At 59.8% G+C, this 22,291-nt stretch carries 13 protein-coding genes and 5 pseudogenes; 13 read left to right on the top strand and 5 right to left on the bottom strand.

Features of this window, described 5'->3' with window-relative positions; genetic code table 11:
• Positions 1-14 precede the first annotated feature (14 nt).
• A pseudogene (locus tag ACR9YP_RS10860) lies at positions 15-1,786 on the bottom strand (prolyl oligopeptidase family serine peptidase); the annotation flags it as partial.
• A gap of 1,105 nt (positions 1,787-2,891) precedes the next feature.
• Here ACR9YP_RS10860 and ACR9YP_RS10855 point away from each other — a divergent pair.
• The 5 genes and pseudogenes from ACR9YP_RS10855 to tnpB all read left to right on the top strand — a co-directional run.
• Positions 2,892-4,021, top strand: a protein-coding gene (locus tag ACR9YP_RS10855) for an IS3 family transposase (protein WP_474219676.1) whose coding sequence is annotated in 2 segments (ribosomal slippage) — positions 2,892-3,153 and positions 3,153-4,021 — 1,131 coding nt in all. Because the reading frame shifts where the segments join, the coding sequence is not laid out codon by codon here.
• 234 nt (positions 4,022-4,255) lie between these two features.
• Positions 4,256-5,029: a methanethiol S-methyltransferase gene (gene mddA / locus ACR9YP_RS10850; RefSeq protein WP_474219714.1), complete on the top strand. Its 774-nt coding sequence runs from the start codon at positions 4,256-4,258 to the stop codon at positions 5,027-5,029.
• A 649-nt stretch (positions 5,030-5,678) separates the two neighbouring features.
• Positions 5,679-6,419 carry an outer membrane protein gene (locus ACR9YP_RS10845; protein ID WP_474221029.1) on the top strand — a complete coding sequence of 247 codons (741 nt, stop codon included), beginning with the start codon at positions 5,679-5,681 and terminating at the stop codon, positions 6,417-6,419.
• Positions 6,420-7,086: 667 nt separating this feature from the next.
• A complete protein-coding gene (tnpA, locus tag ACR9YP_RS10840) occupies positions 7,087-7,491 on the top strand; it encodes an IS66-like element accessory protein TnpA (RefSeq protein ID WP_474219712.1) in 405 nt (134 codons plus the stop codon).
• Positions 7,488-7,679 (top strand): annotated as a pseudogene (tnpB, locus tag ACR9YP_RS10835) (IS66 family insertion sequence element accessory protein TnpB); the annotation flags it as partial. The gene tnpA and the pseudogene tnpB, both read left to right, overlap by 4 nt.
• 118 nt (positions 7,680-7,797) lie before the next feature.
• Here tnpB and ACR9YP_RS10830 read toward each other — a convergent pair.
• A complete protein-coding gene (locus ACR9YP_RS10830; RefSeq protein ID WP_474219711.1) occupies positions 7,798-9,867 on the bottom strand; it encodes a recombinase family protein in 2,070 nt (689 codons plus the stop codon).
• A 539-nt stretch (positions 9,868-10,406) separates the two neighbouring features.
• On the opposite strand from ACR9YP_RS10830, the pseudogene tnpC reads away from it, so the two are divergent.
• The 6 genes and pseudogenes from tnpC to ACR9YP_RS10800 form a co-directional block, all read left to right on the top strand.
• Positions 10,407-11,428: pseudogene (gene tnpC / locus ACR9YP_RS10825) on the top strand (IS66 family transposase); the annotation flags it as partial.
• 149 nt (positions 11,429-11,577) lie between these two features.
• Positions 11,578-12,819 (top strand): tyrosine-type recombinase/integrase, encoded by a 1,242-nt coding sequence (locus tag ACR9YP_RS10820; protein ID WP_474219710.1) that lies wholly within the window; start codon positions 11,578-11,580, stop codon positions 12,817-12,819.
• Entirely contained in the window at positions 12,816-13,742 is a 927-nt protein-coding gene (locus ACR9YP_RS10815; protein ID WP_474219708.1) for a tyrosine-type recombinase/integrase, read from the top strand. Before ACR9YP_RS10820 ends, ACR9YP_RS10815 begins: the two co-directional genes overlap by 4 nt.
• Entirely contained in the window at positions 13,739-14,740 is a 1,002-nt protein-coding gene (locus ACR9YP_RS10810) for a tyrosine-type recombinase/integrase (protein WP_474219706.1), read from the top strand. The genes ACR9YP_RS10815 and ACR9YP_RS10810 overlap by 4 nt, the downstream gene beginning before the upstream one ends.
• Positions 14,741-14,853: 113 nt before the next feature.
• Positions 14,854-14,997 (top strand): annotated as a pseudogene (locus ACR9YP_RS10805) (transposase domain-containing protein); the annotation flags it as partial.
• Positions 14,994-15,245, top strand: coding sequence for a hypothetical protein (locus ACR9YP_RS10800; protein WP_474219705.1), 252 nt, complete (start codon positions 14,994-14,996; stop codon positions 15,243-15,245). The pseudogene ACR9YP_RS10805 and the gene ACR9YP_RS10800, both read left to right, overlap by 4 nt.
• Positions 15,246-15,819: 574 nt before the next feature.
• On the opposite strand, the gene ACR9YP_RS10795 is transcribed toward ACR9YP_RS10800, so the two are convergent.
• The gene (locus ACR9YP_RS10795; RefSeq protein WP_474219704.1) at positions 15,820-16,584 is read right to left on the bottom strand and encodes an autoinducer binding domain-containing protein; all 765 of its coding nucleotides are present in this window, start codon (positions 16,582-16,584) and stop codon (positions 15,820-15,822) included.
• A 465-nt stretch (positions 16,585-17,049) separates the two neighbouring features.
• Positions 17,050-17,325, bottom strand: coding sequence for a hypothetical protein (locus ACR9YP_RS10790; RefSeq protein ID WP_474219703.1), 276 nt, complete (start codon positions 17,323-17,325; stop codon positions 17,050-17,052).
• 623 nt (positions 17,326-17,948) lie between these two features.
• Here ACR9YP_RS10790 and ACR9YP_RS10785 point away from each other — a divergent pair.
• A pseudogene (locus ACR9YP_RS10785) lies at positions 17,949-18,353 on the top strand (isocitrate lyase/phosphoenolpyruvate mutase family protein); the annotation flags it as partial.
• 360 nt (positions 18,354-18,713) lie between these two features.
• The gene (locus ACR9YP_RS10780) at positions 18,714-20,375 is read left to right on the top strand and encodes an outer membrane beta-barrel protein (RefSeq protein WP_474219702.1); all 1,662 of its coding nucleotides are present in this window, start codon (positions 18,714-18,716) and stop codon (positions 20,373-20,375) included.
• 397 nt (positions 20,376-20,772) lie between these two features.
• Here the strand turns inward: ACR9YP_RS10780 and ACR9YP_RS10775 are convergent, their stop codons facing one another.
• Entirely contained in the window at positions 20,773-21,180 is a 408-nt protein-coding gene (locus ACR9YP_RS10775) for a hypothetical protein (protein ID WP_474219701.1), read from the bottom strand.
• Positions 21,181-22,291: the final 1,111 nt, after the last annotated feature.

Below are 22,291 nucleotides of genomic sequence, written 5' to 3'. Positions count from 1 at the left end.
CTTCTCCTCCCGCCGCCAATCTTGCTTTTCAGGAATTGGAAGCCCAGCACCTGAAAGGCGGCATGTTCCTTTGTCCCTGCCATAGCCGTGACCGCCAGCCTCCGGCTCGTAGAGATAAGCCTCATAGCCCATCCCCTGAAGCTTGGCGACCATCTTACGGGCGTGTCCGGGATGGACGCGATCGTCCCGCCGTGTGGTGGCGATCAGGATCGGCGGATAGTCCTGCCCGAACTTGGCAATATGGTAGGCGGAATAGGTCTTGAGCCATTCCTATTCCTCGGGCTTGTCAGGATTGCCATATTCCGCGATCCAACTCGCGCCCGCGAGCAGCTTGGTGTAACGACGCATGTCAATCAGCGGGATGGTGCAGAACAGCGCGCCGAAACGCTCAGGGTACCGCGCCAGCATATTGCTGATGAGAATGCCGCCGTTCGATCCGCCCTCGGCCGCGATCCGCTTTGCGTGTGTGACACCGCGGCGGACGAGATCGGCGGTCACCGCCGCGAAATCATCATGGGAGAGCCGCTTGCCGGCGAGGCGTCCAGCATCGTGCCACCGCGTGCCGAACTCGCCGCCGCCGCGCAAATGCGCCTGCACAGTGGTGCCCCCGCGCTCAAGCCAGAGCTTGCCGAGCGCGGAATTGTAGTACGGCTTCACTGAGATGCCGAACCCGCCATAACCGCTCATATGGACGGGCGCTTCGCCGGTCTCCCGTTTCGGACCGGTCTGCACTTAGGGAATACGCTCGCCGTCGACTGAGATCGCCTCGTGCTGGGTGACCACGAGACCATCAGCCATAAAAGCTTTCGGCGCCTCCTTCAGCACGGCTGGACTGGCGACGCCCTGCTCCAAGAGCATCAGTAACGGGGGCGTGAGCGGATCCTGGATCTTTGCAAGCAAGTCACCATTGCTCTCGGATGAATCGCGATCAAGCGGCCGGACATCTACGAGACCTATATCGGGAAGCATGCTCAGCTGCTCGCGGCTCCAAGTCGCGGTAGATGGTGTGCCGATCTCGAACACGGGCCGCAGCTCGTCCAGGATGGAGAGCACAAGCTTACCGCCCGACCAGAAAAATCCCTGCAGGGCTCGCCGCGGGCTCGCCACAAAAAGGACCGCGAAATTGCGCTTCCCATCGAGAAAGGCGGTCAAGGATATGCCGACCAGGGTATCGGCCGGGTAGATCACTCCGGCGATTGTCGCAGCCGAGCGGAGCTTCACCGCGAGCCAGTTCTGATCCGCCTGCAGCCAGATATCGGTAGGAAGATCGAGCTTGATGTGCGCCCCTGACTCGGTTCCGAGCCATGTCTGGGAATTGAAGAAATTGAGCCGATCAGTAAACCAGACGCGTTGCTCTTGTCCGGTACGATCGATCCCGCAGCTGACGCCCATACGATCGGACGACGTCTCGAGCACCACGGTCGGGCGCTCGATGGGTTCACCGCGGCGCCACAATCGTACGGTCCTCGCATAGCCCGACACTGTCGCCATGCCCTCGCCATGGGCGCTGGACAACAGCACCGTGTCCCGGTCGACCCAAGTGGCAGTACTCTTGGCTTCCTCAAGCACAAAACCATCAGGCACAAAACTCTTCGTAGCCATGTCGAACTCGCGCAGAGCCACAGCATCGCTGCTTGCCTCGTGACAGAGCGAGTATCACTTGCGAGCTACCAGGCAGCATGGCGGTCCGGCCTACAAGCCAGTCCTCGCCTTCAATTGCCGCGATCCGATGCACATCGAGTAAAACGTCCCATGACGACTTGGGCTTTCGAAATTCTTCCAAAGTGTCTGAATCATCAGCGCATCAAGAGAGGATTGAGGCTGATGATCGTTTAGATCGTCGCTTTATGTGAGGGGACAGCTGGCGGGAAGGTTAGGGAGGCGCTGCGAGCCTTGCCCCCTTGTGCTCAAACGTGGCGAACGACCGGTTCTCGATGGGCGGCCGAGTAGTACGAAATTTCTGCAGCCGGAGCGCCGACGACGCTGATCGAGAGTGTCTTTCCGCCAGTAGCGTGTGCGATCCCAGTGAAGGACCGACGAGCCTCATCTCTCCGCAAGTTGATTACGCGACTGTTCGCGCTCCATTCATTCCGTCAGGTCGAGACCTCCACAGATGATCGCGGCCGGGACTGAAAGCGAGATCTTGCCGCATCAGCGGGGGTTCCTTCGTGAACTGAAAGCCGCAATGACTGACCATCGACCCCCTCACGATGGTCAGCAAGAGCCGGCCGCACCGCCGTGCCGCTGGCATCACCGACCGCCATGAGCGATTCAAAAACGCTGGACTGAGCGCATCAAGCGCAATGACCAGGTCGAATTCCGCTCATGCTAACTCGGTCACCGGCGCATTGAGCCATGAAGCGGTACCGGAGCATTCGACACCGACTTGCCATAGGGGCGCACCATCGTCAAATCTTCGCGCGAGCGCGGCGCGGGGTGGCTCATAGGTGCCCATCTTACCAGCCGTAATTCAGTGACTACAGCGATGTCAGAAATCCAACAAGTCTCAGCATTCTCCCTTTGGGACGGTCGCTGGCACGCGCGTTCTCTCGTCAGGCAAGATGCGCCCTCTTCCGCGATCGGCACGCCTTTTGCTGGGATGAGACGAACGCCCCGCGACCAATGCTTGCTCGCACCGCACTGCGCCTGGAGTTCACCATGAGACCTGCTCGTTGTCATATCGTTCGATAATCACACCAGACTTCCCTTGGATGCACTCCGATCTCACACGATGGGTAGCCTTTGTTGATGATCATCGAGGCATTTGGCCGCACGAGCTGCATCACGGACGTATCTGGAGGACAGAGCTGGCTCCGCAAATTCGGACAGTAGCTTGAGTGGATTTTCTGCCTGACAGCGGCGAGGATTCTCGCCGCGAATCAGGAGCGAAGATGCCGAAGAGGAGTCGCCGGACGCATTCTCCGGCATTCAAGGCGAAGGTGGCTTTGGCGGCCGTGAAGGGGGAGAAGACGTTGGCCGAGCTGGCGCAACTGTTTGATGTCCATCCGAACCAGATCACGACCTGGAAGAACCAGCTCCTGGAAGGCGCCGCCGGCGTGTTTGGGCAGGACAAGGGACCGGCCGAGGCGCCGGTCGATTTGAAGGCGTTACATGCCAAGATCGGCGAGTTGGCCTTGGAGAATGATTTTTTAGAGAGCGCGCTCACCAAGGCGGGCCTGCTGAGCGCAAAGCGATGATCGACCGCGACCATGATCTGCCTGTCGTGCGCCAGGCGAAAGTCCTGAGCCTTGCTCGCAGCACGGTCTACTATGAACCTCGGCCGGTTTCGGCCGAGGACCTTGCCTTGATGCGCCGGCTCGATGAGCTGCACCTCGATTATCCCTTCGCAGGGGCGCGCATGCTGCGATCGCTGTTGCGGCGTGAGCGCGTGCAGGTTGGCCGCCGCCACGTCGCGACGCTGATGAAGCGCATGGGGATCGAGGCGATCTATCGCCGCCCGAACACGAGCAAGCCCGCACCGGGCCACAAGATCTACCCGTACCTGCTGCGCGGATTGAAGATCGAGCGGCCGAACCAGGTCTGGGCAATGGACATCAGCTACATTCCGATGCGACGTGGCTTCGTCTACCTCGCGGCGGTCGTCGATGTGTTCAGCCGGCGGGTCCTGGCCCATCGCGTATCGATCACGATGGAGACGATGTTCTGCGTTGAAGCGCTCCAGGAGGCGTTGGCGAAGCACGGCAGGCCCGAGATCTTCAACACGGATCAGGGCAGCCAGTTCACGAGCGTCGACTTCACCAGCGTGCTGCTGGACGCCAAGATCGCTATCAGCATGGATGGCAAGGGCGCCTGGCGTGACAACGTGTTCGTCGAGCGGCTCTGGCGCACGATCAAATACGAGGAAGTCTATCTGCGCGCCTACGACAGCGTGTCCGAGGCGCGAGCGTCGATTTCCAAATATCTGGCGTTCTACAATCGGGGACGCCCGCACTCGAGCCTTGACGAACGCACGCCCGACGAGGCTTACTTCGGCGTGCAAGCGATGGTGATGGCCGCATGATCGTCGCCCGCGATTTTGTCGTCGCTCTGGTCGGGCTACGCCCTCCCGACGCAACGACAAAATCGCAAAGCCCCGCAGTCAGTGTAACCCGGCAGGAATCCACTTAAATTCCGCGGGGCGCTGTCCAAACAACCGGAGCCAGCTCTGACCGCGGGGCTTTGATCGCGTGATTTTCAGATTCCTCACCGCCACACGGCCCTTGGCTGGCCGTTTTCCTGAAAGCGTATTCAATCCATGCTTAAAGTGACATCCACAAGCCAGGCTTCCCAGATTCGATCGTTACGATTGATCGCTTTTCTCTATGGCTTGCTTGCTTACGCGGCCTTTCTCGTCACGATCGTCTACGCTGCCGGCTTCGTAAGTCGCATAGGCGTACCGAAGACAATTGACACCGGGCCTGACACGTCGGCGATCAATGCGCTTTGCATAAACACGTTGTTGATGGCTCTGTTTGCCATCCAGCACACTGGCATGGCACGCAAGTGGTTCAAGAACCGGTGGGCGCGATATGTGCCGAACTGCATTGAACGAAGTACTTACGTACTCATGGCGAGCCTCTGCCTCATGTTGCTATTCTGGAAGTGGAGGCCCCTTCCGGCCGTTGTTTGGCAGGTCGACGACCCCGACGTATTCGTAATGATCACGGCGCTATCGTTCATAGGCTGGGCGACGGTGTTCGCCAGTACGTTTCTGATCGATCATTTCGAACTGTTCGGACTGCGTCACGTCACCGCCAATCTCAGGGGTCGGAGCATACCGGCACCCCAGTTCCGGACGCCGCTTTACTACAAGTTCGTGCGACATCCCATCTATCTCGGTTTTATCATCGCGTTCTGGGCCGCGCCGGTCATGACAATCGGGCATCTACTGTTTGCTATTGTGACCACCATCTACATCTTTATCGGGATTTTCTTCGAAGAGCGGGATCTTCTCAAGCAGTTCGGGGAGCAGTACGGTCAATACAAAAGACAAGTCGGCATGCTCATCCCTCGGCGCAAATCGGGCTGATAGGGACCAGACAGAGAATGGGAGCTCGCTACCAAAAGTGCATCACCAAATTCACGATCCACAAGGAGACCAGTGAGCTCGCGCGGACGATCTCAGGCGCCCTGTCCGAAGTGGCTGAAGGCGCACCGTTCCTTGAGCACTCTGACGTTCGCTGCTGCGCAGGCAACAAGGCATCGCCGATGGGGTCGCGCTCAGCATAGCAAATTGTTTTGGAGTGTTCCCGTCACAGTGCCGTAGACGCCGTGAGGATATCGCGCGCCACTCTGAATGGACCGATTGCCTATACGGCATCCCCGCTTAGTCTGTCGCAGATGAGCACGACAGCTTCGAGGAAAGCACACTGGCTGTCGCCGCGCATGCAAACGCATTCGTGCCACACTCCAGTTGTTCTCCGGCGCGAAAGCATGCGGGCACTCAACCTCCATCAATGAGCTTCGACACAGCCACCTACCTCCATTGTCGAAGCTACCGCACGCATCCGCCCCGGATCGACGCGTGAGGTGTTGTGACGTTCAAGCGTACAACCTGACGCAGCGTGCGAATCAAGCTGATTCTTACAGAGTGAATGTTGCAGAGCAGTTACAGCAATTTGCGTTGGCGCTGTTATGACGCGCGCGGCCGGGGGCCACTAAAGGAAATGAAGCTCGAAATGAAGAACTTGTTGCTTATGACTGCGAGCATCGTCGCACTCACCGCTGCGGCACCTGCATTCGCCGCGGATCTCGCTGCACAGCCCGTCTACACGAAGGCGCCACCGCTGCCGGTCGCGGTCGCGCTCTACGACTGGAGCGGCTTCTATGCTGGTATCAACGGCGGCTGGGGTTCGAGCCATAACTCCTGGGATTTTGCAGGCACGATCCCTGAGGGCTCCCACGACGCAAGCGGCGGCACGGTCGGTGGGCAGATCGGTTATCGCTGGCAGATCGGCCAGACAGTGCTTGGCGTCGAAGGCCAGGGCAACTGGGCCGATTTCAACGGCTCCAATGTCAGCACTGCCTTTCCAACCAACAGGAACCAGACAAAGATCAACGCGTTCGGCTTGATCACTGGTCAGATCGGGTATGCCGTAAGCAACGTACTGCTTTACGCCAAAGCTGGCACCGCGATCGTTGGCAGCAGCTATCAGGTTAACTCCGTTGCTTCAGGCACGCAGCTTGGGAGCGCGGACACGACACGTTGGGGCGGCGTCGTTGGCGCCGGATTCGAGGTCAACTTGACGCCGAACTGGTCAGCTGGCCTCGAGTACGACCATGTGTTCATGCCGACGAGCGACGTGAACTTCACCGCTGCGGGTGGTGGCACGTTTGGGAACGATCGCATCCGCCAGGATTTTGATCTCGTGACGGCGCGTCTCAATTACAAGTTTGGCTGGCCCGTAGTTCTCAAATAACAATCTCCTCACCTCCAAACGGCAATCGAGAGCTCCGGCCCTTTGGCCGGGGCTCTTTCTTTAGTTTAATTTAAGCGCGCAAGGTCACCTAAGCGCCTCTATTTCTTCGAAAGCTGGCGGCTCAAAGGTATCGCCTGTTCGTTCTGACGGTCGAAGGATGCGTTTGCCTGGGTGTGAGCGCACGGAGTGCGCAAGGCGCTATAGTGTCCATCAACAACTACGCTAGAGGCGTGTTACTACCACTCTCTGCTATAGCTTGAACTTCCTGCGTCCAGCTAAAATGGTCCGCACACCACGACTGGCGGCTTCTTCTACCTTGATAGCATCAATCCCGATGATGTGGCTTTTGGCAATGACGGCACACAACTGAGGACATTCGCGGTATGCCTGCGAGCCACGGCTACACCGCCTCTTCGGGGTGATCTACAAAGCGCGACGATGTGTGATCTGCATTATGGGCCCGCGCTCGATTGGAACGAGAGCACGTCAATGTCGCTGATCGCTCGCGCATGTTGGATCGAGCTTGCGGCCATCATCTCGCAACAAAATCGACCCGCGCTACTTAAGGCACATTTCACAGCGTGACGCATTTTACGTATCCCTTCGGCGGCGATCGCCGGTTCGACAAGCTGCCTGAGGGTGTGACCTTAAGTTTAGCCTTAAGGTCATGTGGCGAATGCAGGTGAAGGTATTGGGCGTCGAACGTCGGCGCCGCTGGAGTTACGACGAGAAGGTTCGTCTGGTCGAAGAGACCGTGCAGGCCGGCGAGACTGTTTGTGGGGTGGCGCGGCGGCATGGCGTGGCACCGAGCCTATTGTTCACATGGCGTCGGCAGGCACGCCAGGGCCGCCTGGGCGGTGATGCCGTGCCAGCTCTTGTTCCTGTCGAGATCACACCTACGCCGGCTCCGGTATTGATCAGCACGCCGCAACCGGCGTCTTCACCGCCTGCACAGCGCGCAAGGGCTGGAATCATCGAGATCGAGCTTGGCGGTGGCTGTCGTGTTCGCGTTGACCGGGACGTCGACGGTGAGGCGCTGCAGCGGGTTGTTGAGCTTTTGAGACGGCGATGATCCCGATTCCGAGCGGCGTCAGGGTTTGGATCGCAACAGGCCACACCGACATGCGCCGCGGCATGCAAAGCCTGGCTCTTACGGTTCAGGAGAGCTTGAAGCGCGATCCTCATGTCGGCGATCTCTATATCTTCCGGGGTCGTCGCGGTGACCTGGTCAAGATTCTCTGGCACGACGGATTAGGCATGTCGCTCTATGCCAAACGCCTGGACCGCGGCAAGTTCATTTGGCCGCGGCGTCGGCCGGCGCGGTATCGATCTCAGCGGCGCAGATGGCCTATATGCTCGAGGGCCTTTGTTGATGCCCCTACTTTTCATGGTGATCCTCCCTCAGATCGATCTTCGCGACACGGTGATGTCTCAAGCTGCGAATGGCTTGCAAGGAGGTTGCGTTGTCGGGAAAGAGAAAGCGGCCTGAAGGCTCCCGGAGGGTCAGGATACTCCCTCGCTTGAGCTGAACATAGATCCACTTGGTAGGAATCCCGAGGCGGGTTGCCAATTGGGTTACTGTCAAATGGTCTGCGACCGCCGGCCATCGTGTTTGCCGATGTTGCACCTTGAGGCGGCGTTTAAGACGAATGCGCTGGACCGTGATCGGCAGGACTTTATCCGCCTCCCATGGCGAGTGATGCCCTTCCTGCGTCAGAATGCGCGCGATCTCATCGTCATGCATGCCCTCACGAGTCAGCGTGCATATGCGCTCCACCATCTCTCGGTGCCGCGGCAAGGCGGCCACGGCATTAACCGGTAGTGTGACCAGAAGCTCAGTAGTTGCGCCACCGCGCCACACGATGCGCACCTCGGCCTTGTCGCGGGCGCAACGACGCATCACGACCTTTTCGATCAGACAGCGCAAGAGCGCCTTACGATGATCCCTGCGGGTCGCCGGATTCTCCCACAGCGCCGGAAGACGATTTCCGAGGGCGATCACCTTGGCACGCACATCGTGAGGAACGCCCAAGGGTTCATTGGCCTTGGGCATCTTTCGCTGGGTCAACGCTTCCTCAGCTCGGCGCAGCTCCGACAGAGCGCCTTCCCACCGCCGCTCGAGCTCGCCGGTCACCAGCCGGTTGTCGGGATCGGCGCGATTGAACTGGCGCTCGGCGAGGGCTGCTTGATAGCGAAGCCTCTCGACCTGCTGCTCCTCAGCGTAACGCAGGGCTCTTTCGGATTGCAGATGGGTTTTGCGCGCTTTGGACAACGCATCGATTTCCGCCGGCGCCACCGCTTCCAAGAATGCCGCCGCAACCTGTGCGTCGATCGGTGCAGCACGCAGTTTCTGACACTCCGGCGCTCCGCGCTGGATTTTCAAATAATTGCAGACATATTGACTGCCGCCCTTGTAACGCACGGCCATCTTGTGTCCGCATTCGCCACAATAGGTGATACCGTGAAGCAGGGCTGCCCCATCCCGCGGGATGCCACGGCTCTTGATGTGCTGGTACTCCGCTCGATTGTCGCGCAGCATCGCCTGGATCTTCTCGAAGGTCTCCCAATCGATGTAGGTCGGGTACTTTTCCCTCACCACGATCCTCCAGTCCGTTCCACGACGCGGAGCTTTTTGGGGACGCTCTCCCGGTATTTGGGATGGCTTCTGCCAAGTCCTTCCATAGACAAAGGCGCCTGCATAGGCCGGATTCTTGAGGATCGCTGTCACGGCTGACACCGTCGCAGGCTGCCAGCGCAGATCGCCATGGCGGTCGCGGCGAGGCAGTGCCAAGCCGCGGCCAACAAAGGCCCGCATCACTTGCGCGACGGTCCGTACTTTCAGGAAGGTCTCGAAGAGCAGCAACAGGCGCCCCTGCACCTCGAGATTCGGGTCCTTGGTGACCACCCCAGAAGGATCGCGAACCAGGCCCGCCGGCAGTTGCAGGGCCAAGTCACCGCGTTCGGCTCTTGCCAAAAGCCCAGCCGTCATCCGGCTTTTGATCGTGTGCAATTCCAGCTCTGAGATCGTACCCTTCAGGCCGAGCAGCAGGCGGCCATTGGGGGTTCCGGGATCGTAGATGCCGTCACGGTCGGCGATCAAACAACGGCGGTGCCCGCAGACATCAAGCAGCGGGTACCAATCCGAACAATTGCGCGCCAGGCGCGTCACGTCCATCGATAGAATAAGACCGACCTCGCCAAGAGTGACGCGTGCGACCAGATCCTTAAATCCTTTCCGGTGGGCTGCCGCAGCGCCGCTCTGCCCAAGATCGCTATCAATCACATCGATGTCGACCTCGCGCCATCCGAGCTCGCGAGCGCGCTGTGAGAGGGCATACTGAAGCTTGAGGCTTTCTTGATTGTTGATCACTTGGTGTGGCGTCGATTGCCGCACATACACCACTGCTTTGCGGTCCAGGTGATCCGGCTTGACGAGTTCCGAGCCCATCGCTCATCTCCCGCAGGACTTGGCCGAGATCTTCTGCGATCGCTTGCCGGAGCGTTTCCGGCAAACCGCGCCAGACCTCTCGAGGTTCGATGGGCATGCGCCCCCGCTCTCTTCGGCCAACGCGATTAAGTCCTGCAGCGCGTCGAGGCTCAGCTTGGTCGGCGCGGCGCACGGCAAGCCGTTCCGCTCAAGATTCGTCACCCCGAGCGGCAGAAGAAGCGTGAGACCGAATCGGTAATGTACACGCGCAAAGAGCTCCTTGCACGCTCCACGCGTGGTCGTCTCCTTACCGATCGAGATCAAGCGATAGCGCCGGCCATAAAGCGGATGACGCGGATCGACGACTTCCACCTCTTCGAAGGTGGCTACGTCATCGTCACTCTTATGGGCATCTCCCGATGCCCTCGCTCGAGGGCATCGACTGGCGGAATCCGCAATTGAGCTTGCGACCGCAGAGCGCAGGCTGATCCAGGAAAATCTCCCGGCTGCCGGCATTTTGGGGAGTCCCAACGCATTCAATCTGTGATTCACTGCGTCGCATGGATGCCGACCGCGACGCTGATCCGGATGACGTTGCCGCGCTGAAAGAGGCGTTCGCTGTCGAGCGCGCGAAGGGTTTGGAGATCGCCGCCGAGCTCGCGGTCGCCCGCGCGAAAGCGTCGGAAGACGAAGCGCTGATCGCACAGCAGCAGTTGCAGATCGCCAAGCTGAAACACCAGATCTATGGGCAACGGTCGGAACGTTCGGCGCGGCTGATCGAGCAGTTGGCGCTGACGTTCGAAGAGCTGGAAGCCGACGCCACCGAGGACGAGCTGGCGGCGGAACGAGCCGTGGCCAAGACGACGACGGTGCGCGGATTTACGCGCAAGTGCGCCGAGCGCCAGACCTTCCCTGAGCACCTTCCCCGGGAGCGGGTGGTGATCGAAGGACCTACGGCTTGTGAATGCTGCGGCAGCAATCGCCTGCGCAAGCTCGGCGAGGACGTGACGCGGACGCTGGAAGTGGTGCCGCGCCAGTGGAAGGTGATCGAGACGGTCCGGGAGAAGTTCTCCTGCCGCGACTGCGAGAGGATCAGCCAGCCGCCGGCGCCATTCCATGCCATCGCCCGGGGATGGGCCGGCCCGAGCCTCCTGGCCATGATCATGTTCGAGAAGTTCGGCCAGCATCAGCCCTTGAACCGCCAGGCCGAGCGCTATGCCCTGGAAGGCGTGCCGATCGCACTGTCGACCATGGCGGATGCAGTTGGGGCGGTCTGTGCCTCGCTAGATCCGTTGCTGCGCCGCCTTGAGGCCCATGTGATGGCGGCCGCGCGTCTTCATGCCGATGATACGACCGTGCCGGTGCTGCGGCGGCAATGTTCTATTACAAGGCGTTCAACTACATCCTCAAGCGTTGGGCGAGCTTCACGCTGTTCCTGGAGGACGGGCGAGTTTGCCTCTCGAACAACGCCGCCGAGCGAGGCTTGCGAGGCATCGCACTTGGCCGGAAGTCCTGGCTGTTCTGCGGATCTGATCGCGGAGGGCGGCGCGCCGCAGCCATGTACAGCCTCATCGTCTCGGCTCTATGCCGCGCTCGGCATAGGGCGGTTTATGCCGCCCGCCGAACTATGCCGAGTTGGGTCGTTTTCCCCAGATTTCTCGCTGACCGGCGTTTGGTCCGTTCGGCATAGTTCGTTCTGTGCCTCCGCTTTCAACAGCGGAGAACAGGAAGATGGAAGTTGAAGAGTACTTGGGCAGCAGCCGGCTGTACCGCCGTCTCAGAAGCGGGCCGCACGGACAACTCGTCGAGCGCTACGCCGCTCGTCTCGTCGAAGAGAGGCTCGTTCGGCATGGCGCGTGGCGTTGCCTCAACGTGGTCAGCGGGCTCCTGAGTTGGATCGCCGGCCGTCGCTACAAGCTGGTCGATCTCGATGAACAGGTCGTTGAGCGGTACCTCCGACATCGAGGCGGGAGGCAGTCTATCCAACCCGGTGACCGAGCCGCGCTCAAGCGATGGCTGTCGGTGCTGCGCGCGGAAGGCGCGATCGCGCCGTTGGTGCTACTGCCTCTCACCCCGCACGAACGGATCTTCAAGGAGTTCGATGCCTACCTACGATCAGAGCGCGGCTTGGCCCCGAGGTCCATCGTCCGCCATCTCCCGGTCATCCGCAGGTTCCTGCACGAGGTGTGCCCCGGTGGCGCCGCCGCCCTCTGCAAGATCAGCCAAGAAGACGTGATCCGCTACATTGAGCGCCACGCCCAGGATTGGAGCCCGGGAACAGGCAAGGCGATGCGCTGGTCGTTGCGCGCCTTTCTTCGTTACCTCCACCATCGGGGGCTGAACGCGCGCCCGTTGGCGGATTGCGTTCCATCGATGCGGCGATGGAAGCTCGCAACTCTGCCGACCTATCTGCCTGCGGCACAGGTGCGGAAGGCTCTCGACGGTTGCGACCGAGAGACAGTGATGGGACGGCGGGACTACGCCATTCTGTTGTTGCTAGCCAAGCTCGGCCTGCGGGCCGACGAGGTCGCGACGCTCACCCTTGATGATATCGACTGGCGCGCCAGCGAGATACTCGTTCGCGCCAAGGGCCGACAGCGTGCACGGATGCCGATACCGCCAGACGTTGGCGCGGCCATCGTTGCATATCTCCGCAATGGCCGCCCAAAGTCGTCGTGCCGACGATTGTTCGTCCGTACGCTCGCGCCACACGTCGGCTTTGCTTCCGGATGTGCGATCACCATGATCGCCAAGGCCGCTCTCGATCGCGTTGGAATCGAAGGTTGCGCACATCGCGGCGCCCATATCTTCCGACACAGTCTCGCTACCGAGCTTCTCCGATCTGGCGCCACCTTGTCGGAGATCGGACAGTTGCTGCGGCACGAGAACCACGACACTACCCGGATTTACTCGAAGGTCGACATCGATGCGCTGAGAACATTGAGCCTGCCCTGGCCGGGAGGCGTGCAATGACCAGTCTGCGCGCCGCACTCGATAAGTACCTGAGCATGCGCAAGGGGTTTGGATACAAGTACGAGCACCAGACCCGTCGGCTCGCCGACTTCGTCGCCTTCATGGAGAAGCGCAAGGCGAGGATCATCACGACGAAGCTGGCCATGGAATGGGCAACGCCGCCGCCCGATCGTCATGCATCCTGGGCGCTGCGATTGAGCGACGTGCGCGGGTTCGCGCGCCATGTCGCCAACTTCGACCCGAGAACGGAGGTGCCGCCCGTCGGCATGCTGCCCGGATGGAAGCGCGCCAAGCCCTATGTTTACAGCGACGCGGAGATCGATGCGTTGCTGACGGCAGCGCTGGCTCTGCCACCAGCGGACGGGCTGCGCCGATGGACCTACCATGCCTTGTTCGGGCTGATCGCGGTGACGGGCATGCGTATATCCGAGGCGATGGGCCTGGAGCGTGATGACGTCGACCTCGACGCCGGCGTGCTGACGGTCCGGCTGACCAAGTTCGGCAAGTCGCGGCTCGTGCCATTGCATCCGACGACGAGAACCGCGCTGCGCGACTACGCCCACCGGCGCGATGCGCTGCTCGGGTCACGCTGCGGCTCGACCTTCTTCGTTGCCGAACAGGGAGGCCGCTTGCTGCACCAGTACGTTCATCGCGTCTTCTGGCGATTGTCCAGAGAGATCGGGCTGCGGCGCCCAGGTGATCGTACCGGGCCACGCGTGCATGACTTCCGTCATCGCTTCGCCATCCGGACGCTGCTCAACTGGTATCGCGAAGGCAAGAACGTCGAGCAACAACTCCCAGTGCTCTCCACTTACCTCGGCCACGCCTGCGTGCGCGACACTTACTGGTATCTCTCGGCCTGCCCCGAGTTGATGGAGGAAGCCGCGCGGCGTCTCGATCGGCGATGGGAGGTGACGCCATGAAGCCCGCTTGCAATGTCGCCACGTTGATCGAGCGCTTCTTCACCGAGCGCCTCATGCGCCAGCGCAATGTTAGCGGCAACACGATCGCCTCCTACAGAGACACGTTCCGGCTGCTGTTCATGTTCGCTCGGGTGCAGCTGCGCAAGTCCCCATCGGCCCTGACGCTCGCCGATCTGGATGCAACGTTCATCGGCGCGTTCCTCACCGATCTCGAGGTAACGCGCGGCGCCAGTGCGAAGACGCGTAACCTGCGTCTGACGGCCATCCGATCCTTCTTCAGGTTCGTGTCCTTCGAGGAACCGGCACACAGTGCGCTGATCCAGCGCGTGCTCGCCATACCGAGCAAGCGTCACGACAAGCGACAGGTGCACTTCCTGACGCGCCCCGAGATCGAGGCGGTTCTCGCAGCGCCCGATCGAACGACGTGGCTTGGCCGCCGCGATCACACCTTGCTGTTAGTCGCGGCCCAGACAGGCTTACGCCTCTCAGAGCTGACTGGCCTTGACCGGGATGCCGTCCACCTCGGGTCTGGCGCACACGTGCGATGCGTCGGTAAAGGGCGGAAGGAGCGGACCACTCCGCTGACCACACTCGCTCGGTGTGCGCTCCAGGCATGGCTCAAGGAACCGTTGCGGAAAGGAGCAACAGCGTTGTTCCCGAACGTGCACGGGGGCCGGCTCAGTGCCGACAGCGTCCAGTCCCTGCTGGGAAAGCATGTTCGTGTCGCTCACAAGAGTTGCCCGTCTTTGAAGGCCAAGAGCGTGTCGCCGCACGTGCTGAGGCACAGCGCTGCGATGGAACTGCTGCAAGCCGGCGTCGACTGTTCTGTGATCGCGCTGTGGCTCGGTCATGAATCGGTCGAGACGACGCAGACGTACCTGCACGCCCACCTCGCCCTCAAGGAAGCTGCCCTGGCGAAGCTCAAGCCGTACGAGCGCGGCAAGCTAACCCGCTTCCAGCCGAACGACCGCCTGCTCGCCTTTCTGGAGGCGCTCTGAACGCCAGACTATGCCGAATGGAGTGGGGCTGCCGTGCACGCAATCGACGCGTGCCAGCGTGACAACGGCGCGCCATACCAAACCCGTTCGGCATAGTTCGGCGGCCGGCATAAACGGCGAAAATGAACGGCATCGACCCGCAGGCGTGGCTGACGGATATCCTCGCCCGGATCGCCGCCCATCCGGCTCATCGGCTGGACGAGCTTCTGCCCTGGAATTGGACGTCAGCATCAGCGATCTCCGCTCGAGCGGCATGACCACCCACGTCAACAAGGCCCATCACGTCACCACCATCACCCAGGTCGCGAGGGACCTCGGCGAAGACGAAGATTGGCTGCGAGACGTCGCCAATGAAATGGAGATCGAGGACGGAGCCATATGGGTCTATGGCGTCGGCGAAGACGGTGTCCGGGCGTTCACCGACTTCGGCATCGAACGCCTCATCGAGCTCATCCAAATTTACAAAGAAGATCCGGAGTTGCTTAAGCGCTGGCCGTCAGAATAATCCAACCGAGCCCGCGGCCTACGCCGGATGCGTACCATTTTACGCACCTGACGATCGCACCTCTACAGGTCCATCGCAGGCAAAATTCATCGCGCACGATATGGTCCGAGAATCGTGTTCGATATGCATATCCTCCACCCCGCGTATGGGACGACTTGCTGACGCGTAGTTCGAAAAAACCACGACATGGTTTCACGCTTCTTCGGGGCCTTCAGTGTTGTGCAGGAGGCGACTCTCCCGCGAGCCTAGAATATCGAACGATCTGTATCATAAGCCATTTTCACACGTTCCTCTCGCTCCTATGCGCAAATGCCTCGAAAGACCATTCGTACGCATGTCTTTCAGTACGTGATCTTGTCCAGCGCGCTAGATGTCCACCGGCACGGCACAACTCGTCAGCTCACGAGGCCTTATTGAGTTGCAGCATAATCAGTCGAACTGACTAGTAAGTAGATGTCAGGGGATTGGTGGTAACCTGCACAGCCGTTTGAGGGCCCCGGCGGCGCACTCGTTCGTTAACAGAAAATAACTGGCCGCGTTTGTGGCGGCGTCCTGCAAGCGGACGCGATACCAGTCAGGCTACCATCGGCGTGGCCAACGCGGGCTCCGTAAACTCAATAAGCCCAAGACGAATTGCCTTTACTAGACCACTAGTCCGGTTCGCCGTGCCGAGCTTTCGTATTGCGTTCTTAACATGAAAATTCACCGTATTCTCGCTCACGCTCAGTATCTTGCCGATTTCCCAGGACGATTTGCCTTCCGCGACCCACCGCAGGCAATCCTTTTCGCGCTCGGATAGGCTCACTTTTCCGTCCGAGGTGCAGTCCGAGGGCTTTGCGATCTCCTCAAACGCAATATGAAAGTGCCAAGCCAGTGCCTTGAGGCGCCTCACATTCGTCCGAGGATCGGCATCATCAAAACGGGAGGCGAATGAGACCACTGATATTCGTCCTGGTGGCCCAAATAGTGGCACGCCAACACCATTCTTCAGGCCTGCCTCTCTGGCCTCCCGTAGTACACGTTGTTCACATGCCTGAAGTCGATATTCTTTGGCGAGCTCATCCCATAGAAATGGCCCCGCAAACATCGGAGTCCGTCGGACCACCGGATCGACGGTGTAGTACTTGCGCTCCAAATAGCGCTGGCACCAGTCGGGCGGAACTTTCATGGCCACCAGAGGCGGTGGACATCCCGCTAGACGGAGCGGCTCCGCAAAAGTAAGTGCTCCGTAGACGATTTCAGTAAATCCCTCTTCGCTTGCAGAGCTCACAAGCAGGTCAAACAGAGCTTTGAGAGATTGCGTTTCGTTAGCGCATTCGACGAAGCCGAAGAGATTCATTGGCGCCTCACGCGATCAAGCCAGAAGGCCGTTGTGCGCCTTTCGATTGAATTTGTTTCAGCCGGAAGTTCGTTGCATTTTTTGCACGCTCCAGCTCGCAATGCGGACGCGCGACTGCGCGGATAGCTACGGTCGGAACGGAGCCTTCAGCGCGGTACCGGCATGGGCACATTGTGGATATGGGCACAATCGGAACGCCTGCGCGTTTTCGCCGGTTTGCATGGCGATGTCCAAGTTTCTTTCGTCGGCGCCCAAATGATGGTGGATCGCGCGGGAGACGCCTGCGCACATATTTCGCGCTAGACTGAATGGCGTTGTTGGACTTCCCGCTATGCCAAACAAACATCAGTCGGCTGTTCAATTGCCCGTGGGGAGAGATCCAGAGTTCCGGCGTCAGCCAGGCTTCTGAGCAGCAGTGCACAGATCGGGTTGATGATGCCGCGCTCCAGTTCCTTGATGCCGCGATCAAGGGCCCGCTTGCGGGCGAAGATGAGTTCGTCTGGACTGTATCGCCATTTGATTCATGCGTATCACGACGACGAGCGTATAGCTTATCGGCAGCGAGCCGACATCGGCCAACACGCGATCTTCGAGGCGATCGGTGGTCTCGAATCCAAACAAACCAAGTTCGGGTAGATAACGCGGTGCATTTGCTGCACTCATTGTCTTGCCGTCGAACGACTCGCGCACGTCCACCGCCCCGTTCAATACGGGCCGATCGAATCGGTTGACACTGGTCACTGTCCTTGCGCCTGCAGACATGGGCGACAAGCTGCACGGCGGTTCGGGCAAGGTCCGGAAACCGATCGATGTAGATGACACTGAGCATCCGTTTCTCCAAGAACTTTGAAGGACCGAAACAAGCTCAGCAAGTGTCATACCACTCGCGCTCCGGGGGACTAGCCGTCAAGACAAGCACTTGAAGAGATTGACGCGTCCTAAGAGTTGATGCACTGCGACATCCGTCCGATTTACAACAGCGCTGTTTGCACCAACCACGACACCCCTAGGTGCAGATCAAGGAATCTCGAGGTACCAAGCGGTTTACGATCTCCTCCCGCACCAAAAGCTGAACTAGTGGGCTAGGCAATGCACGCACGCGAGCGACCGAAGCTCTTTCGATTTGCGCCGGACGATGCAGGTATTGCCGATCCAGTATCTCGCAAAGGTGTCGCCGAAGCCTGGAATTCTATTGCCATCGTCCGAGATCCGGAGCTTTGCGCTCTCGTCAACTACTAACGTTAGCAATTGATCGAGATGACAGAGACGTGCAATCAGTGTTCAATCAAGGTACGCAGGTCGCGCCTCAGGGAATCAACAGAGATCTATTCAGCGAAAAGGGGTACGATCGAGCCGCCAAATCGCTGCCTGCTGATATACTTCGATCTCAGGTTTGCTCCAACGACGACCTCTCCTTTCTGATGGAAGCCCATGACGGGCTTTCGGGAGCAGTCGCTCAGCGCGCAGGCTTTAAAGGGCTGTGGGCTTCAGGCCTAGCAATTTCTTCTTCTCTCGGTTACCGCAATGCCAACGAGGCATCATGGAGCCAACTCGTCGACGTGGTCGAACGCATCGTGGACTCGACCGAGCTGCCGGTGCTCGTTGACGGGGATAGCGGCTTCGGGAATTTCAACAATGCGCGACTTCTCGCACGCAAACTCCGGCAACGTGGGGCCGCCGGCCTCGCGCTGCAGGACAGCCGATTTCCAAAAATGAACTCGTTCGTCGGCGAGCGACATGCCATAGCGGACGTCGATGAGTTCTCGGGCCCGACCACCCTGGGAACATGAGGCGCGCGTGACCGCCTGGACTTTTGCATTCAGGGGGCGACGGAGAAGCTGTCGGCACTTGATTGTCAGCATTGAAACCATTGTCAGCAAGTTGACGCGACAAACTCTTACGAATTCCTGCAAAACATACGAACTGAGTTCGGCATGCGGCTTGCTCTGTTTCTGACACCATCACCAATCGCAGGGCGGTGATCTTCGGGTCGGACCAGGCGCGCGTTGCCGCAGTGTCTGCCCCGACGATTTGCCGTGCGGCGATACTTTAAGGAGCCGGCAGTAGACCGGCAAAGTGCAAGGCAATCTTTGATGCGATCCAGAGTTCTTTTTTGGAGTGCTACGACAATGGCGCTCGTTGCAAGCGGTGCAGCCAGGGCGAACTTTGAGCGAGAAGTGCAACTGCCGCCGGCTGTATCGAACTGGTCTGGAGCCTACATTGGCGGACACGTCGGCGGTGGGTACGGCCGAACCTCCTTCAGCAATCCATACGGTCCATCAATCTATGGCGGCGCCGTCGATCTCCCATCGTTTGTCGCAGGTGGCCAGATCGGCTATAATTGGCAGACCAACAGCTGGGTGTTTGGCATCGAGCTGGATGCCAGCGGTGCTGTCTCCGAGGGCACAAATACATGCCTTGCCCCTTCGGGCTTCGTTGTGAGCGCAAACTGCAAGGCAGGTCCGAGCCTCTTCGCCACCGGGACCGGTCGCGTCGGTTATGCCTTTGGCGCGCTCGGGAACACCCTGGCCTATCTCAAAGCAGGCGTAGCCTGGCAAAACAATCGGGGCGATGTGGTCAACAACTATGAAGGCGGCTGGCCACAGGGCAAAACGCATTTCGACGATGGTCGTCTCGGTGGCGTCATCGGTCTGGGCGTCGAGCAAGCCTTTACGCCTGCATGGTCGGTGAACGTCGAGTATGACTATCTGCATTTTGGCGGACCGCGTGTCGCGACCGCTTCGACAGTCCAGTTTCCGCCGTTTGCAATTCTGCCGGCGAACACAACCAGCCTGACCAGCAACTATCACATCGGAAAGATTGGCCTGAACTACCACTTTGGTGCGGACCCAGAGGCCGCACAATGGTCCGATGCGCCGCTGTATGCGAAATCAGCCGGCAGCGTACCACCCATTTCCTACGCGCCCGGCTGGTCGTTCGAAGGCGGCTCGCGGCTCTGGCTGAGCCGCGGACGATTCCAGTGGGATCACAGCGCAGTGCCGTATGGCTGGCCTGAAGACCCCAGCATACTGGTATCGAGGCTCACTTATCATGGACTGGACGGATTTTCCGGCGAGCTATTCGGCCGTGTTGACAGTCCCTGGGGCGTGTTCCTGAAGAGCAATCTGGGTATCGGGCGCTTCGACAAAGGGAAGATGAACGATGAAGATTGGCTGCCCCACAAGGGACGGTCCTACCAGGACACCCTTTCAGGTCAGTCAAATGGAAGGTTCGCGTATTATGCGGCCGACGTCGGTTACGATTTCCTGCGCGGTACCGACTACAAGGTCGGTGGATTCTTAGGCTGGACCTATTACGGTCAGAGTTCGGACACGAGTGGTTGCGTTGAGTTCGCTAATCCGCGGAATCGATGTCTGAAGCCGGGTGACAACAGGATCGTTGGCAGCGAGGATACTCAATGGAATGCGCCTCGAATCGGCCTGAGCGCCGAAACCATGCTGACCGAGCGCTGGCGTTTGAGCGCCGACGTCGCCTACCTGCCATGGACCGGTTTCAAGGGGCGTGACTATCATCTCTTGCGCCCCAAGACCACCTTTGACGAACAACGCGGCAATGGTGGTGGCGGAGTCCAGATTGAGGGCGTCTTGTCCTATTTCCTCACCCAGAACATCAGCGTCGGGGTCGGTGGCCGCTATTGGGCCATGTGGACCAAAAAACGAGGTGACTCTCTGTGCAGCAGCAGCGGCTGCATGGGTGATCCGTCCGTATTTGGGAAGTACAGCATGGAGCGCTGGGGTACGTTCTTCCAGGCCTCTTATAAGTTCGATTGAAAGGTCCACCAAAGCCAAGCTCCAGATTCCTCTCGACCCATCCGAAGCCGGCTCGCGAGTAACGACATCGGCGCCAGAATTGGCGCCGATGCCATTGGTATGGCGCGACCACGCACAGCATCGAGCGTAAGAGTGGAGACCCGATCTTGATCAACAGCATGAGCACGCGAGCGCAACAGCGCCTGCGCTCGTCCCAAAGACCGTCGCGTCGCACAACAGAATACTCGTCAATCTGTCGATCAACGGCGCGTCATTGCACGAGGAGCTGCGGCAGGCTGATTGAGGATCTCCGCAATGCGCCGGATGAGCACGGGCCGATACTCCTCGCCGCAAGGCTAGGCGGCAGCGGATCAACGATATGAATCCGAGCGTTGCGATGGACGCCGCTGGCATACCACTAGGAGCCCACGCTCCAGCTCCGATCCGCGGAGCAAACCGCTGGACTTGTCGCGCTGGCCGTTCTTTGAGCCTGCCGCTGTCCGTTAAGATCAATATCTAACGGGCAAGCGCATCCCGGAAAATACACCATCGGGATCGCCGTCCGGTGGTTCATCCCTGAGATGACGAAAGCCGGATGGCGACCTCTGTGCCGGCAGATCAGCGCGACCTCGATCCGCTTTTTTGCCTGAGCAACGCGCCGTTCGTAGTTGGCGGTCAGCTGCAACAAGCGCCTCTTGATGAACGGGTCAGCTTGCGCTGCAAGTTCCTGCACGGTCCGCACCCTCTCTCTACAGAACTCGTCGTCCATCGCGCGCCCTAAAAAATTGCCCTCCACTACTGCCGATTGGGAAATATTGAGCTGCATATGACGCAGGTCACATTGCAAGAGATTTTTTTCCGGGGTTCCCTGGCCCCTGGAAGCAAGCGCTCGCGTCATTCAGTAATAAGCACGACGCTTATCCTTGCCCCGTTCCCGCCAGACGGCTTTGCACGAGCCGGTCCTGTTCGGCGGGATGATCACCGTCAGGGGTGGGCGAGGGAGAGCCGCCCTTCGATGCTGCACCCTCCGCTGCGATACCTCAAAGGCGCAGCACAGTGACAGCCGACCAAATCTGATTACGACCTTATCTAGCGACGATTATGCGCACGCTTTCTCAGCTCGGAAAGACAACCATTCCGGGCCCATCAACAATCGCTGTCGATTTGATCGATGCTGCGCGAGAACGATAGCACTTTACCTGAAATAAGTGCCGCGCGCGTTCGCAGCCAGGGTGGCAGTCGAGGCGACTGCTGCGTCACGCTGTGCGTCGATTGGATCCGCCTTTCCCGCGTCGCCGCGGCCTCTGACGGCGGCTGCGCGGAGGAATAAGTAATTTTGTAGCATCCGTGACCGTTTGCGCAGCGACTTCGCTGGACGAGAAATCGATGGTTGATTGGGGCCGCGCTCTTTGACCGGCGACGGCCTTTTCGATCGCAGACAGGAATTGCCGCCCGTCTTGCGTAATTTCCCAGCCGAGAGCATCGCGAAACACAAAATTCGCACCAGTCGTGGGCGCCCTGGGATTTGACCTCGCCGCGCCGCATCAAGCCATTTGTTTACACCGGCCCTCGAAGGCCAACGGCATCAGCGTAGCAGAAATAGACCTGCAGCCGCAGCGCAGCCGGACAGTATGGTCCATAACGGACGAACCCGGTTGTGCGAGCACCTTCATGAGCTACATGCATCGTGCCTGGAAAGAGGAGGACCAGCCCGTGCATTGTTAGCTGCGACGACGCGCGGCGTGCACTTCCCGGCGTGTTGGTCTCGAGCGTACGGTTCGGACCGTTCGTGCCCGCTGGCAGGAATATCCTGCCACGCCCACACTGCGACCGGGCTGGCAAACTCCTGTAACTCTGGCGGCAGTGATCGGCCCACGGCTTGAGGAGATCAAGGCTGTCATGCGGTTTGCGAGACAGCCCCATGCTGGAAGAGACGG

The sequence above is a fragment of the Bradyrhizobium sp. BR14999 genome (assembly GCF_056106085.1).
The sequence above is the reverse complement of the archived record's forward strand: the minus strand, read 5'-3'. Positions and strand labels throughout refer to the sequence as shown.

Excerpts from the sequence above, each read along its gene's own strand:
- ACR9YP_RS10815 (WP_474219708.1), top strand. The coding sequence starts at position 12,816 with ATGACCAGTCTGCGCGCCGCACTCGATAAGTACCTGAGCATGCGCAAG.
- tnpA (WP_474219712.1), top strand. The coding sequence starts at position 7,087 with ATGTGGCGAATGCAGGTGAAGGTATTGGGCGTCGAACGTCGGCGCCGC.
- ACR9YP_RS10845 (WP_474221029.1), top strand. The coding sequence starts at position 5,679 with ATGAAGAACTTGTTGCTTATGACTGCGAGCATCGTCGCACTCACCGCT.
- mddA (WP_474219714.1), top strand. The coding sequence starts at position 4,256 with ATGCTTAAAGTGACATCCACAAGCCAGGCTTCCCAGATTCGATCGTTA.
- ACR9YP_RS10830 (WP_474219711.1), bottom strand. The coding sequence starts at position 9,867 with ATGGGCTCGGAACTCGTCAAGCCGGATCACCTGGACCGCAAAGCAGTG.
- ACR9YP_RS10810 (WP_474219706.1), top strand. The coding sequence starts at position 13,739 with ATGAAGCCCGCTTGCAATGTCGCCACGTTGATCGAGCGCTTCTTCACC.
- ACR9YP_RS10800 (WP_474219705.1), top strand. The coding sequence starts at position 14,994 with ATGACCACCCACGTCAACAAGGCCCATCACGTCACCACCATCACCCAG.
- ACR9YP_RS10795 (WP_474219704.1), bottom strand. The coding sequence starts at position 16,584 with ATGAATCTCTTCGGCTTCGTCGAATGCGCTAACGAAACGCAATCTCTC.
- ACR9YP_RS10820 (WP_474219710.1), top strand. The coding sequence starts at position 11,578 with ATGGAAGTTGAAGAGTACTTGGGCAGCAGCCGGCTGTACCGCCGTCTC.
- ACR9YP_RS10775 (WP_474219701.1), bottom strand. The coding sequence starts at position 21,180 with ATGCAGCTCAATATTTCCCAATCGGCAGTAGTGGAGGGCAATTTTTTA.
- ACR9YP_RS10780 (WP_474219702.1), top strand. The coding sequence starts at position 18,714 with ATGGCGCTCGTTGCAAGCGGTGCAGCCAGGGCGAACTTTGAGCGAGAA.